General features: G+C 48.5%; 14 protein-coding genes. 12 read left to right on the forward strand and 2 right to left on the reverse strand.

The features are described from left to right. Positions 1-284: 284 nt before the first annotated feature. A complete protein-coding gene (locus KDD36_12205) occupies positions 285-980 on the reverse strand; it encodes an SDR family oxidoreductase (protein ID MCB0397415.1) in 696 nt (231 codons plus the stop codon). A gap of 119 nt (positions 981-1,099) precedes the next feature. Between KDD36_12205 and KDD36_12210 the strand changes: the two genes are divergently transcribed. Next, a complete protein-coding gene (locus tag KDD36_12210; protein MCB0397416.1) occupies positions 1,100-1,636 on the forward strand; it encodes a hypothetical protein in 537 nt (178 codons plus the stop codon). Positions 1,637-1,638: 2 nt separating this feature from the next. Here the strand turns inward: KDD36_12210 and KDD36_12215 are convergent, their stop codons facing one another. Continuing rightward, positions 1,639-2,412, reverse strand: a complete 774-nt coding sequence (locus KDD36_12215; protein MCB0397417.1) for an alpha/beta hydrolase — start codon at positions 2,410-2,412, stop codon at positions 1,639-1,641. Between the two features lie 268 nt (positions 2,413-2,680). On the opposite strand from KDD36_12215, the gene mraZ reads away from it, so the two are divergent. The 11 genes from mraZ to KDD36_12270 all read left to right on the forward strand — a co-directional run. Next, the gene (gene mraZ, locus KDD36_12220; GenBank protein ID MCB0397418.1) at positions 2,681-3,151 is read left to right on the forward strand and encodes a division/cell wall cluster transcriptional repressor MraZ; all 471 of its coding nucleotides are present in this window, start codon (positions 2,681-2,683) and stop codon (positions 3,149-3,151) included. Beyond that, the gene (gene rsmH, locus KDD36_12225) at positions 3,141-4,043 is read left to right on the forward strand and encodes a 16S rRNA (cytosine(1402)-N(4))-methyltransferase RsmH (GenBank protein ID MCB0397419.1); all 903 of its coding nucleotides are present in this window, start codon (positions 3,141-3,143) and stop codon (positions 4,041-4,043) included. Before mraZ ends, rsmH begins: the two co-directional genes overlap by 11 nt. Continuing rightward, positions 4,040-4,417, forward strand: coding sequence for an S-adenosyl-methyltransferase (locus KDD36_12230; GenBank protein ID MCB0397420.1), 378 nt, complete (start codon positions 4,040-4,042; stop codon positions 4,415-4,417). The genes rsmH and KDD36_12230 overlap by 4 nt, the downstream gene beginning before the upstream one ends. A 27-nt stretch (positions 4,418-4,444) precedes the next feature. Continuing rightward, on the forward strand, positions 4,445-6,550 hold the full coding sequence (locus tag KDD36_12235) for a transpeptidase family protein (GenBank protein ID MCB0397421.1): 2,106 nt from the start codon (positions 4,445-4,447) through the stop codon (positions 6,548-6,550). Further along, entirely contained in the window at positions 6,550-8,016 is a 1,467-nt protein-coding gene (locus KDD36_12240) for a UDP-N-acetylmuramoyl-L-alanyl-D-glutamate--2,6-diaminopimelate ligase (protein ID MCB0397422.1), read from the forward strand. The genes KDD36_12235 and KDD36_12240 overlap by 1 nt, the downstream gene beginning before the upstream one ends. Further along, positions 8,016-9,317 carry a phospho-N-acetylmuramoyl-pentapeptide-transferase gene (locus KDD36_12245; GenBank protein MCB0397423.1) on the forward strand — a complete coding sequence of 434 codons (1,302 nt, stop codon included), beginning with the start codon at positions 8,016-8,018 and terminating at the stop codon, positions 9,315-9,317. The genes KDD36_12240 and KDD36_12245 overlap by 1 nt, the downstream gene beginning before the upstream one ends. A 33-nt stretch (positions 9,318-9,350) precedes the next feature. Next, on the forward strand, positions 9,351-10,685 hold the full coding sequence (gene murD, locus KDD36_12250; protein ID MCB0397424.1) for a UDP-N-acetylmuramoyl-L-alanine--D-glutamate ligase: 1,335 nt from the start codon (positions 9,351-9,353) through the stop codon (positions 10,683-10,685). Positions 10,686-10,688: 3 nt separating this feature from the next. Then, the gene (locus tag KDD36_12255) at positions 10,689-11,234 is read left to right on the forward strand and encodes a hypothetical protein (GenBank protein MCB0397425.1); all 546 of its coding nucleotides are present in this window, start codon (positions 10,689-10,691) and stop codon (positions 11,232-11,234) included. Beyond that, entirely contained in the window at positions 11,234-12,412 is a 1,179-nt protein-coding gene (locus KDD36_12260; protein ID MCB0397426.1) for an FtsW/RodA/SpoVE family cell cycle protein, read from the forward strand. Before KDD36_12255 ends, KDD36_12260 begins: the two co-directional genes overlap by 1 nt. Beyond that, positions 12,405-13,520, forward strand: a complete 1,116-nt coding sequence (gene murG, locus KDD36_12265; GenBank protein MCB0397427.1) for an undecaprenyldiphospho-muramoylpentapeptide beta-N-acetylglucosaminyltransferase — start codon at positions 12,405-12,407, stop codon at positions 13,518-13,520. The genes KDD36_12260 and murG overlap by 8 nt, the downstream gene beginning before the upstream one ends. Then, a partial coding sequence (locus tag KDD36_12270) for a UDP-N-acetylmuramate--L-alanine ligase (protein ID MCB0397428.1) occupies positions 13,517-14,179 on the forward strand: 663 nt, incomplete at its 3' end. The genes murG and KDD36_12270, both read left to right, overlap by 4 nt.

Here is a 14,179-nt window from a genome sequence, read left to right on the forward strand (position 1 = left end):
GTTTTCCATTGCAGTCAACGAATGACCGCAATTGTGGAAAGATTTCCTGGCTTCTTTACTTTACGAGGTATGTTTTAAAACAATACTCGTGGATACCTGTTCTACTAGCCTTAAACTTCAATTCTTCAAAGAACTTTTCTGTCTGGCTCACCAAGGTTTGTCACCTTGTTTCTTGCTCATTTTCCTTTCAGATTATCTCCAAAGGGGATGCAAAGGTAATCATGTATTTGAAACAAAAAAATATTTGGTCACTTTTTTCGTAAAAAAAATTTAACACCGGGTTCTTATGGCGTGGATACTGATACCTCCAGGACCTTGCCATGATGATATTTTCCGCCATTCAGCGCAAATCCGGCTATATATTCAGCCATTTCCTCAACTGTAAAGGAAGCTTCTATTCCCGGAAATGCTTGTTCAAGCATTTCCGTGCGAACAGAACCAAGGGCCAACCCGTTCACCCGAATACCGTCAGTCTTCCACTCTTCGGCCAAACATTCCGTTAGGATGCTCACCGCGCCTTTAGATGCACTGTATGCACTTAAACCAGGAAACTTCATGCTCCCCTGCACGCCTCCCATGCTGCTTATGTTAACAATATGTGCCTGCACGGCACGTGTTAACAACCGATGACACCTTCCGGTGAACACCAGCATCCCGCCGACATTCACCCGGAACACTTTATCTACTTCTATCAGCTTCATTTCGTTAGCTGGCTTGTGTATAAGGTAGCCAGCATTATTGACCAGGACGTCCAGTCCCCCGTCTATTTCTGCGGCCATAAGAGATATGGCCTTATCAAAGGAGGATTCATCTTCCATATTAAGATAAACCGGGATGATGCGGCCGATGGTATCACTTTTCCAGGCATCAGGATTTCGTGTCAAGGCAAATACCGTGTGGCCATCCCCGGCCAACCTCAAGACCGTTGCTTTTCCGATTCCTCTGCCGGCACCTGTAACGGCAATGTATTTAGTATCCATGTATGTGGCATGTTTTGTCTGCAAACCGGAAAGCCGGAGCCCAATGCTGTTCTACTACCAAAGTTATATAAAGAGATGAACCAACCGCAGATTTATTTAGGAGTATTGTAGATTTGCATATGGCCAAATGGAGCATCATACTCCTTATCTTCTTTTCATCCATCCATACTATGGCGGTGGCACAAAACATGAATGCCTCGTCACAAAATGGCAGTGGATCTAATAGTTCCCGCTTTTTTCTTGGTGGAAACTTCGGGTTGCAATTCGGCACCGTTACCGCTATAGATATATCGCCACTGCTTGGTTACTACCTTACGGAACGATGGGCCGTGGGAACGGGCTTTATTTATCAATACTACCATAACAATCCGGCCAAAACATCCATTAACATGACCGGGGGTAGGTTGTTCACGAGATATCTTATTACCGAAACCATCTTTGCACATGGAGAATACGAGTTGTTATCCGGTAAGGTGAAGAATGACCTGGGAGATCTGCAACGGTTTACCAGTGAGGGCATGTACCTGGGAGGTGGACTCAGAATGCCGACAGGAGGCAATAGCTACTTCACCATGATGGCGCTTTATAACATGCTGGACGGTCAATACGCCAGAGAAAATCCCGTCTTTAGAATTGGGTTTGATATTGGCCTCTGATGCTACAGCTTGTTTTGCTCAGCAAGCCTAAGGAACCACCCATCCAATATTGCATTGAACTTCTCCGGCTGCTCCATCATTGGCGCATGACAGCATTCATCTATCCAATGAAGTTCTGAATCCGGCAACAACCGATGAAAATCCTCAGCGACCTCAGGTGGAGTGATGTGGTCGTCTTTGCCCCAGATCAGGCAAACAGGAACTTCTATCTTATGAACTTCCTTTGACATATTGTGGCGAATGGCTGATTTGGCAAGAGATAGTATCCGAATCAGCTTCCCCCGATCATTGACAATTGAGAAACATTCATCCACCAGTTCCTTGGTAGCATGCTTGGGGTCGTAAAACGTTACGGCTACTTTTTGCTTGATGTAATCGTAGTCTTCCCTTCTGGGAAATGTATCGCCCATGGCTTTCTCATAAAGACCACTACTACCTGTCAACACCATTGAATGAAGGCGGTCACCGAAACTCACTGCGTATATCAACGCCACGTGCCCCCCGAGGGAATTCCCAAGCAACGTAACCTTATCGTAGTTCTTGAACTTAATGAACCGGTGTATGTATTTGGCCAGGTTCTTCACATTGGTTTCAAGAACCGGCAGGGTATATATTGGCATCAGGGGGATAACCACCCGATAGCGGTCGGAAAAGTGTGATATCACGTCATGGAAATTGCTTAGCGCACCAAACAATCCATGCAAAAGCATGAGGGTGTGTCCCTCACCTGCCTCTACATATTTAAACTCTCCTTCTTCCTGAATCTGGTATTCCATCATAGTGCAAAAGAATGCGCTAAAAATAACATAAACAAATGAACCGTGTGCAGCCGGTCGAGAATAATGCAAATCATGTTACGATATCACTGCCTGGAAACGTTTCTCCCACCTCTTACCACCAGATTGAAGAATATTGGATTCTAAGAGGTTGGACGCCAAATCGCAACATTTATGATTTCAGTACGTTAAAAGTTTTCAACAAAGTGGTAAATTGTGGTAAATTGTGGTAATTCTTTGCCTATATTTACACTCAAAAACAACTTGAATGTCAGAGTTCATAGGAGAGTACGGATGCAGGCTGGACGCCAAAGGCAGATTTATGCTGCCGGTTGGCCTTCGGAAGCAGCTCTCCCCGGAAGCCAGAGACAGTTTTGTGGCAAACCGGGGCTTCGAGCAGCATCTGACTTTGTACCCCATGGACGAGTGGCAGAAGATAACCGCCCAACTCAAACAGTTGAATCTGTTCGTCGCGAAAAACAGGAAGTTTTACAGGCAGTTTCACAACGGAGCCAGTGTATTACCCCTGGATACAACAGGCCGGCTGTTGATTCCGAAAACGCTGATGGGATACGCAGGCATCGCACAGGACATCACGCTCTTTGCATATGCCAACCGGATCGAGATTTGGGCCACGGATATTTACCAGGAATTCATGAAAGACACATCCGACTTTGCCGACCTGGCAGAGGAGGTGATGGGATCCCTGCTCCAATCCGGAGACAGTGATGTATCATGACCCTGTACTCCTGCATGAAAGCATAGCAGGCCTGAATATCCGGGAAGGTGGCACATACGTGGATGCAACCTTCGGTGGAGGAGGACATAGCAAGGCCATACTCCAGCAATTGAAAGGCGGACGGCTTATCGCTTTTGACCAGGATGATGATGCCGCCCGAAATAAACTGAATGATGAACGACTGATATATGTACCACAAAATTTTCGGTATTTGTCGAAGTACCTGAAGCTACATAAAGCCCTTCCCGTTGACGGCATTCTGGCCGATCTGGGTGTCTCCTCCCACCAATTTGACACCCCCGGAAGAGGTTTCTCCCTTCGATTTGACGGCCCCCTTGATATGCGCATGGATCAGCGATCCCCGCGTACCGCAGCGCAAATCATAGCAGAATACTCCGAAGATCAACTGACATCAGTATTCAAACAATACGGCGAACTCCCACAGGCAAGGAAGTTTGCCCGAACCATTGTCTTGCAACGCGAGATCGCCTCGCTTACCACCACTGTGGAACTGAGAGAAGTTTTATCCAAACACATCCCGCGTGGTAAAGAACACAGCATCCTTGCAAGGGTATTCCAGGCTCTTAGAATGGAAGTCAATGACGAGACATCGGTACTTAAAGATTTTATAGAACAATCGCGGGAAGTGATCCGTGAAGGAGGCCGACTGGCTATTATCTCTTACCACTCCCTCGAAGATCGCCTCGTGAAACACTATATGCGCAGTGGAAACTGGACTGGACATGCCGATACCGACCTGAAAGGTCATATTCTCTCTCCATTTATTCCCTCTCCAAGAAAGGCCATACAACCTTCAGAAGACGAGATTAACCGCAACCCCAGAGCACGAAGTGCCAGGCTCAGGATCGCAGAAAGGAGCGCTTATCCATGAATAAGAAGAAAGAACCGGTTAAAGAGAAAAAGGTAGCCAAAGGACCTTTCAGGAAGGTTATCCGTGGATTTCAAAGCATCCTCACCGGTCGAATGTTGTCGGAAAGAGGCAGCGAAAAGATGGCACCATACATTCTGTTCCTTGCACTGTTGGGTATTCTTTACATCGCAAACATTCACTTCGCAGAGCGCACTGTGCGTGAAATGGATCATGTACAGCAGGAATTGAAGGAGTTGCAAACCGAATACATCACGACCCGCTCCGAAATCATGTACAACAGCAAACAATCCCGCGTTTCCGTAGCGCTCAGCCCACAGGGCATCAAGGAGTCAACAGTGCCGCCAAAAAAGATTGTAATTAAAAAAGACAACTAACGACAAGTGGACGCGCAAAAGAAAAATATGCTTTGGAGAACCTACCTGGTCTATTTCGGGATCAGTCTGTTTGCCCTTGTCATTCTTGCGCAAGTGATCCGAATCCAAACAACACAACGGGAAGATTGGTTGCAACAGGCCAGGGAGCAGACGATGAAGTTTGTAAATATCGATGCTGCGCGAGGAAATATCTTTGCCGGAGACGGCAGTCTGCTCGCCACGTCCATTCCTATCTACGAAGTTCGGATGGATCCCAACCGCGATGTGATCCCGGATAGTGTATTCAACAAAAAGATTGATTCACTCGCCTGGCACCTCTCCAGGTTATTTGATGATAAGCCCGCTTCAGTCTACAAGAAGGAGATCACCCGTGCACGTAGGTCCGGTAACCGCTACCACCTTATCCACCGCAACGTTCGATATACCGAACTGAAAGCAATGAAGTCTTTCCCGATATACCGTCGGGGCAGATTCAAGGGAGGATTGATATTCACTCAAAAAAACAGACGCGTCAAACCCTTTCAGGTCCTTGCTGCGAGAACCATAGGGTATGACCGGGAAGGCATACAAGGTGTGGGCCTTGAAGGCGCCTACAGTGAATACCTGGAAGGTGTGGGCGGCAAACGTCTCATGCAACGTATCAGCGGGAATGTGATGATGCCCGTAAATGATGAGAACTTCATCGAACCCAAGGACGGATACGACCTTTTGACCACGCTTGATGTAAACCTCCAGGATGTCGCAGAACACGCCCTACTCTATCAGTTGAGGAAACACAACGCAGATCATGGCACGGTGGTCCTGATGGAAGTACAAACCGGTAAGATCAAAGCCATTGCAAACCTGACGCATCAAACAGACGGCGAATATGGTGAGACCTACAATTACGCCATCGGAGAAAGTACCGAACCGGGATCAACCTTCAAACTTCCGGCATTGATGGCTGCCATGGAAGATAAACTGATCAGTCCGGATGACAGTGTAGATACAAAAAGCGGAAAGACACGGTATTATGACCGCATTATGACGGATGCTCACCATGGTGGATTCGGAAAGGTGACCGTTCGCCGTGCCTTTGAGGTTTCTTCCAACGTTGGTGTATCCCTGGTAATCAATGAAGCATATACCAAGAACCCCTCGCGCTTTATCGAACGCCTGAGGGCCATGGGCCTGGGCCGCACACTGGGTGTTGAGATTCCCGGAGAAGGGAAGCCGGTATTGAAAGATCCGACCGACAAATCCTGGTCAGGTATTACCCTGCCGTGGATGTCCATCGGTTATGAATCTACCATGACTCCTCTCCAGATTCTGACATTCTACAACGCTGTCGCCAATAATGGAAAAATGGTTAGGCCTCGTCTTGTGGATGAAATCAGGCAACGAGGAAAGATCATCCGCAGGTTTGAAACCGAGGTTATTCACGAAAAGATATGCTCCGAATCCACCATCAAGGAAGCACGCCGGATGATGGAAGGGGTGGTGGAAAACGGCACCGCAACTAACCTTAAGAACAGCATTTACAAAATTGCCGGTAAAACCGGCACCGCCCAGATCGCCAATGCCAAATACGGCTACCGGTACGAGACCGGCATCAGTTACCAGGCCTCTTTTGTGGGCTACTTCCCTGCGGATAAACCGGCTTATTCTTGCATCGTGGTGGTCAATGCCCCCTCAAACAATGTTTATTACGGAAATCTTGTAGCAGGCCCGATATTTAAGGAGATCGCTGATAAGGTATACGCAGGTAGCCTGGAGATGCACAATGCCGTTAACCTGGCCCAGGCTAAAAAACCCAAAGCGTTACCAAAGATCAAGGTGGGTATGCAGGAACCAACCGACCATGTCCTGTCTGCGCTCAAAATCAATCCGGACAAATCTGAAAAAGATGCGTCCTGGGTCATTCCGAACTACCAGGATTCCTTACTCACCCTGAAGAAGAAAAGTATCGCAGATGAATTGGGGAATGGCTACATCCCGGACCTCTCAGGGATGGGTGTGAGCGATGCCCTGTACATCCTTGAAAGAAACGGCCTTGTGGTAGAAATCACAGGCAGTGGTAAAGTAACCCGGCAATCCATTCCTCCGGGAACGGCATTTCGCTGGGGCCAAACGATAAATATAGAGTTGTCCTGATGATGATGTTGAAGGAGATATTGTACAAAGCAGGTATCAGGGACGTCCTGGGGTCAACAGATGTGGTGATCTCCGGCGTTGCTTTCGACTCACGAAAGGCAGAGACCTATGGCTTGTTCGTAGCCCTTCGCGGTGAACAAACCGATGGACACCACTACATCGATCAGGCGATTGAGAATGGCGCCATTGCAGTGGTATGTGAACAATTTCCGGAACATACCAGAAAAGAGGTCACATATATCCTGGTAACCAACAGCCATACAGCACTCGGATATATCGCCGCCAATTTCTACGGCAACCCCTCATCAAAATTGAAGCTCGTAGGTGTAACAGGCACCAACGGAAAGACCACCATAGCCTCATTGCTTTTCAAGCTGTTCAATAAACTCGGACATAAGGCGGGACTGCTTTCAACCATCAGCTATCGCATCGGCAACAACGAGATTCCAGCCACACACACCACACCCGATGCACTACGCATCAACATTATGCTACAGCAAATGGTGGAAGAAGGTTGCACGCACTGCTTCATGGAGGTTAGTTCGCATGCGGTTGAGCAAGGTCGCATTGCCGGACTCACATTTACCGGTGGCATCTTCACCAACCTGACACACGACCATCTTGATTACCACGGTAGTTTTGATGCCTACCTGAAAGCCAAAAAGAAATTCTTCGACGGCCTGCCATCCACCGCCTTTGCACTGGTCAACAAGGATGATCCAAATGGAGAAGTGATGCTGCAAAATTGCAAAGCGGTTCGCAAGACATATGCGCTGCATCAAATGGCCGACTTCCGCTGTCGCGTGCTGGACAATCAATTTACCGGCCTGCATCTGTCCCTGGATGATGTCGAATGCTGGAGCCGCCTCATTGGCAGTTTTAATGCCTACAATCTGCTGGCGATATACGGAACGGCCATCCTATTGAATGAAGAGAAGATGACGGTTCTCACTGAGCTAAGCAACATCGGACCAGTGGATGGTAGATTCCAGCACATCCGCGCAGGAAATATCACCGGTATTGTAGACTATGCCCATACACCCGATGCCCTTAAGAATGTTCTCGAAACCATAAGTGATATCCGAACCGGCAACGAATCCGTGATCACGGTGGTGGGTTGCGGGGGTGACCGCGACAAGGGTAAACGTCCACTGATGGCTGCTATCGCCTGTGAGAAAAGTGACAAGGTGATTCTCACTTCCGACAACCCGAGAAGTGAGAATCCAGCGGAAATCCTGAAAGATATGGAGGCAGGAATACCAGGAGAATATGCACGCAAAAGCCTGACGATACCAGACAGAGGAGAAGCCATCAAAGCGGCATGTGCCCTGGCGAATAGCGGGGACATCATCCTTATTGCCGGAAAAGGGCATGAAAAATATCAGGAGATACAGGGGGTGAAACATCCGTTCGACGACCTGGCCGTACTGCAAACCCATTTTGACCTGATGCACGACAGAACGTAATGTTATACAGTATATTCACATACCTCGAAGAACATTTCAACTTCCCTGGAGCCGGGCTGTTTCAGTTCATCTCGTTCAGGGCCGCCGCCGCCGTGATCATTTCCCTCACCGTTTCACTTTTGTTCGGTAAGAGAATCATCCGGATACTGCAAAGCAAACAAGTTGGTGAACCAATTCGCAAACTCGGACTGGAAGGACAGGCTGAAAAAGAAGGTACACCAACTATGGGCGGACTCATTATTCTTTCCGCCATCCTGATCCCTACACTGCTGGTTGCGGATATTTCCAATGTGTACATCATTCTGATGATCGCAACAACCGTATGGCTGGGAGCCATTGGTTTTATAGATGATTACATCAAGGTATTCAAGAGAGACAAGAAAGGCCTCGCCGGAAAATTCAAAGTCATGGGCCAGGTGGGACTGGGTCTCATCATTGGCGCCGTGCTGTATTTTCATGGAGATGTAAAGATTCGCGACGACCAGTCTCTCTATTACTACGAAGCCGGAGGCGAACATGAGCTTGCATACAAACAACAAACCGCCGGTCGCGTGCTGAGAACGTCCATGGACTCCCTGGTGGTAAGCAATGGCGAGCAGTATATCATCAGCCACGACGGACAATCCACAAAAACCACCATCCCCTTCCTTAAGAACAACGAACTGGATTACGCAGATCTTCTATCCTTTCTGGGAGAAGGGTATGAGAAATGGTCCTGGGTAATTTTCATTCCGGTGGTGATCCTCATTGTCACCGCGGTATCCAACGGTGCCAATATCACCGATGGTCTGGACGGACTTGCCACAGGAACCGCGGCGATCATCGGAGCAACGCTGGCCGTGTTTGCATACGTTTCAGGCAACACCATCTTCGCAGATTACCTGAACATCATGTACATCCCAAATACCGGCGAACTGGTAATCTTTATCAGCGCATTTGTCGGCGCATGCATTGGCTTTCTCTGGTATAACTCCTTCCCTGCCCAGGTTTTTATGGGAGATACAGGAAGCCTGGCCATCGGAGGAATCATTGCCGTATTCGCCATTGCCATACGCAAAGAATTACTCATTCCCATCCTATGCGGTGTGTTCTTGATTGAGAATCTATCTGTGGTTATGCAGGTCTCATACTTCAAATACACCCGAAAGAAATACGGAGAGGGGCGGCGCATCTTCCGGATGTCCCCCCTCCACCATCATTATCAGAAACTGGGCTATCACGAATCCAAGATCGCAACCCGATTCTGGATCATAGGCATCATGCTGGCGGTCATGAGCATTGTAACGCTGAAGCTCAGATAGGGAAAACATTTGATGAATAAGCAACATTGAAAATTGAAAAACATAGCGATCATAGGAGCCGGAGAGAGTGGAACGGGGGCAGCAAGACTGGCACAGGCGAAAGGCATGGGGGTATGGGTTTCGGATATTGGACAAATCGCGGATAAGTACAAGGACGTTCTTTGTCATCATGACATTGGCTTCGAAGAAGGGACACACTCCACAGAGAAGATTCTCGCGTGTGATGAGATCATCATCAGTCCGGGTATTCCGCTAAATGCAGCACTCATTGTAGCTGCCAAACAAAAAGGAATCCCGGTCATATCGGAGATCGAGTTTGCATGGCGGTATTGTGAAGGGAAGGTGATCGCCATCACCGGAAGCAACGGCAAGACGACCACCACTTCCTTGATCTACCATATCCTGTCAAAAGCCGGATTGAGTGTTGGTCTCGGAGGAAACATCGGTAAAAGTTTTGCCGCATTGGTGCTGGACGATCCACACGACTATTACGTGATCGAGATGAGCAGCTTTCAATTGGACAGCATCAAGGACTTCCGACCCGACATTGCTGTGCTGCTGAACATCACGCCTGATCACCTGGACCGGTATGACAACAAAATGGAGAATTATGTGGCGTCGAAGTTTCGGATCACCATGAACCAGCAAGCATCGGATTTTCTGGTGTATTGCGCAGATGACCCGGAGATCGAAAACTATATGAAGCAACATCCGTCCGGCGCGGCGCGGATGCCTTTCAGTCTTCAGAAAACCTTCACACGAGGAGCCTTTGTCAATGAAAACAGCATTGAGATTAAAACCCAACATAAAGAATTAAACATGACGATCCACCAATTAGCGCTTCAGGGAAAACACAACCTGTACAATTCCATGGCCGCAGCCATCGCCGCCAAGCTGCTCGACATCAGGAATGATGTGATCCGTGATAGCCTGACCGATTTTCAAAACATCGAACATCGGCTCGAAAGGGTTGGTAGCGTGCATGGGATTCACTTCATCAACGACTCCAAGGCCACCAATGTCAACTCGGTATGGTACGCGCTGGAAAGCGTGGAAGCTCCGGTGATATGGATTGCAGGTGGGGTAGACAAAGGTAATGATTACAGCATGCTGGATGAACTGGTCAAACAAAAAGTCAAAGTGCTGATCTGTCTGGGAAAGGATAACAAAAAACTGATGCACGCTTTTGACGGAAAAGTACAAACCATACTGGAAGCCGGTTCAGCAGAGGATGCTGTTATTCAGGCATACCGCGCCGGGAAGAAAGGAGATACCGTATTGCTTTCACCGGCCTGCGCCAGTTTTGACCTTTTTGAGAATTACGAAGATCGGGGTAGAAAATTCAAACAAGCTGTAAAATCCCTCTGATGCATGAGCACATTCTTTGATCGATATGAGAATAACGATTCACAGGTGAACCAGACACCTGGAGGAACACGGGCCCAGGTTCAGTCTTCCTATCAACACAAATATGTTGAACATAGGATGGAATTCGTAGCACGCATTCGGGGCGTCGACTACATCAATCACTCCATCGCCACCAACCTGGAAGGCGTGTGGGACTCATTGGCAAAATCCGACAAGCCTGTCGTCTGGATTGCAGGAAATATCGATCATCAGGCCGATTACAACATGCTCAACGAAGTGATATCCGATCATGTAAAGGCCATCGTTGCCATGGGACCGCATAAGAATTTCAGGCTGATGCAAGCCTTTTCAAAATATGTAAAAACCATGGTGGATGCCACCAACATGGATGAAGCCGTCATGTACGCATGCTCCATTGCAGAACCGGGCTATAAGATCCTCTTTTCACCCGGTTGCGGATCATACGGAGAATATGAGAGTTTTAAAGAAAGAGGCCGTGACTTCAAGACCAGGGTCATTGATATTTATAAAGGATTATTAAGAGGATAATGAAGATTGCACTGACACGATATATGAAAGGCGACCGCGTCATTTGGGCGGTGGTGTTTCTGCTGTCGCTGTTTTCACTTCTGGCTGTTTACAGTTCAACCGGAACATTGGCATACCGTTATCAGGAAGGAAATACAGAGTATTACCTGATCAAACATCTGGCTCTGCTACTGGCCGGTTTCGCTATTATCTATCTGTTTCATACCATTAAATACACTTACTATTCACGAATGTCACAGGTGGCCGTGTATTTGTCCATTCCCCTCCTGCTTCTGACATTGGTCATGGGTACCAATCTGAACGCCGCCAACCGGTGGCTGACGTTGCCGGTGATCAACCTTACTTTCCAAACATCAGATCTCGCTAAGTTGGCATTGATCGTTTATGTGGCCCGCCTGCTTTCCAAAAAGCAACACCTGATGAATAATTTCAAGGAAGCTTTTGTGCCTATTATTCTTCCCATCGCCATCGTATGCGCCCTGATCCTTCCGGCTGACTTTTCTACCGCCGTGATCCTGTTCGCAACGTGTACAATCCTGATGTTCCTTGGAGGAATGCGCATTCGATACCTGCTGGGATTGGGTGGGGTGAGTCTCCTGACCGCAGGTCTCCTGTCGCTCCTGTTGTTTACACTGCCGGATGATATGCTGCTCGGACGTATGTCCACCTGGAAAAGCCGGCTCCAGGAATTTTTCAATGCATCCGGTGAAGAAAGCGCCGATAGCCACGATAAAAACTATCAGGTAGAACAATCCAAAATAGCGATCGCATCCGGTGGCTTTGTGCCCAAAGGTCCGGGAAAAAGCCGTCAACGGAATTTTCTACCTCACCCTTACTCCGACTTTATCTACGCGATCATCATTGAAGAATACGGGTCCATCCTGGGAGGCACCACCATACTGCTTTTGTATATGATCCTGCTTTATCGGATCACCAGAATTTCTATTCGCAACCCGGGATCATTCGGCGCCATGCTGGCCATGGGTTGCGGACTGCTGCTGATCCTTCAGGCCATGATCAATATGGCTGTAGCCGTAGGCATCGTGCCTGTAACCGGACAAACGCTTCCACTCGTGAGCATGGGTGGAACATCGATCATATTTACATCGGCAGCACTGGGCATTATCCTCAGTGTAAGCCGTGAACGTGGAACCGAAAAAGTGACTGTCAATGCCTAAAGTGATGATCAGCGGAGGAGGAACAGGCGGACATATCTATCCCGCCATCGCCATTGCACATGCGTTGCAACGGCTGACAGGCAATGCAGAAATCCTTTTCGTAGGTGCAAAAGGCCGGATGGAAATGGAAAAGGTACCGGCCGCAGGCTTTCCCATTGAGGCACTCTGGATCAGCGGACTGCAACGCAAACTCACATTCAGGAATTTGCTCTTTCCTGTAAAAGTACTGGCGAGTCTGTTGAAGGCAGGAAGACTTTTATCTGCCTTCAAACCCGATGCTGTTGTAGGAGTAGGTGGATATGCCAGCGGCCCGCTTCTCTACATGGCCACACGTAAGGGAATCCCAAGCCTGATCCAGGAACAGAACTCCTATGCAGGCATCACCAATAAACTTCTGGGCAAAAGGGTGGATCGCATCTGTGTTGCCTATGACGGTATGGAAAAATATTTTCCCGCTGCTAAGATTCTCCTTACGGGAAATCCGGTTCGGCAGGATATCACAAATCTGGACGGGAAGAAAGAAAAAGCCCTGGAACATTTCGGACTGCAAACCGGCAAGAAAACATTACTGGTCATCGGTGGAAGTCTGGGCGCAGCCACCATCAATGCTTCTATGCTCCTGGCCCTTCCCGATCTCGTTGCCAATGACATCCAGGTGCTATGGCAAACCGGGGCACGACAATTCGAAGAGATGAATGAACAGGGTTCGGTTTATGCCGCCAAAGGGGTGCATGTCCTGAAGTTCATCCAGGAAATGGACCTCGCGTATGCCGTGGCCGACCTGGTGGTATCCCGGGCCGGTGCCAGCTCGATCTCAGAATTGTGCCTGGCAGGAAAGGCAGCCATACTGGTTCCATCTCCGAACGTTGCAGAAGATCATCAAAACAAGAACGCTAAAAGTCTGGTAGATAAACAAGCGGCGGTAAGAATAGCGGATGCTGATGCCCGTGAGAAACTGGGAGCGACCGTGGTTCACCTGATGGCCGATGATGATGAAAGGAAAAAACTGGAGACAACGATTCTCACGCTGGCACAAAAGGATGCGGCCGACCGCATCGCCAAAGAAGTGATCAAACTTTACGAAAATAATCTGAAGAAGGCTTCATGACACGCTTTGACCACATACGGTATGTGTACCTGATCGGAATCGGGGGTATTGGTATGAGCGGCCTGGCGCGTTACTTCAAGCATCACGGGAAGACGGTTGCAGGATACGATAAGACGGAAACGCCGCTTACACATTTATTAAACAGCGAAGGCATCATTGTAAATTATCTAGATGATGTACAGGGCATCCCTGCCGAGATCACCAGCTCAAATGCCGATGAGGTGCTTGTCATTATCACACCCGCCATTCCACAGGCCAATGAACAACTGAAATACTTTATCTCCCGGGGCACAACACTTCATAAAAGATCTGAAGTACTCGGATTGATCACCACCGATTATAGCACACTGGCCGTTGCCGGAACACATGGCAAGACCACCACATCTTCGATTCTCGCTCATCTGATGCACCATGCCGGAATGCCCACCACCGCCTTTATCGGAGGGATCATGAAAAATTACCAAAGCAACGTGCTCCTCAGCGAGGAACAAAAGTGGATGATCGTGGAAGCAGATGAATATGACCGTTCCTTCCTCAGGCTTAAACCACGGATTGCCACGGTAACGAGTATGGACGCCGATCACCTGGATATCTACGGAAGTGCGGACGGCATGAGGGATACCTACCGGGAATTCACACAACTGATTGACCGGGAAGGG

It is taken from the genome of Flavobacteriales bacterium, from assembly GCA_020435415.1.
GTDB lineage: Bacteria > Bacteroidota > Bacteroidia > JACJYZ01 > JACJYZ01 > JACJYZ01.

Coding starts and splice junctions, on each gene's coding strand:
- KDD36_12205 (MCB0397415.1), bottom strand. CDS start 980: ATGGATACTAAATACATTGCCGTTACAGGTGCCGGCAGAGGAATCGGA.
- KDD36_12210 (MCB0397416.1), top strand. CDS start 1,100: ATGGCCAAATGGAGCATCATACTCCTTATCTTCTTTTCATCCATCCAT.
- KDD36_12215 (MCB0397417.1), bottom strand. CDS start 2,412: ATGGAATACCAGATTCAGGAAGAAGGAGAGTTTAAATATGTAGAGGCA.
- mraZ (MCB0397418.1), top strand. CDS start 2,681: ATGTCAGAGTTCATAGGAGAGTACGGATGCAGGCTGGACGCCAAAGGC.
- rsmH (MCB0397419.1), top strand. CDS start 3,141: ATGTATCATGACCCTGTACTCCTGCATGAAAGCATAGCAGGCCTGAAT.
- KDD36_12230 (MCB0397420.1), top strand. CDS start 4,040: ATGAATAAGAAGAAAGAACCGGTTAAAGAGAAAAAGGTAGCCAAAGGA.
- KDD36_12235 (MCB0397421.1), top strand. CDS start 4,445: ATGCTTTGGAGAACCTACCTGGTCTATTTCGGGATCAGTCTGTTTGCC.
- KDD36_12240 (MCB0397422.1), top strand. CDS start 6,550: ATGATGATGTTGAAGGAGATATTGTACAAAGCAGGTATCAGGGACGTC.
- KDD36_12245 (MCB0397423.1), top strand. CDS start 8,016: ATGTTATACAGTATATTCACATACCTCGAAGAACATTTCAACTTCCCT.
- KDD36_12255 (MCB0397425.1), top strand. CDS start 10,689: ATGAGCACATTCTTTGATCGATATGAGAATAACGATTCACAGGTGAAC.
- KDD36_12260 (MCB0397426.1), top strand. CDS start 11,234: ATGAAGATTGCACTGACACGATATATGAAAGGCGACCGCGTCATTTGG.
- murG (MCB0397427.1), top strand. CDS start 12,405: ATGCCTAAAGTGATGATCAGCGGAGGAGGAACAGGCGGACATATCTAT.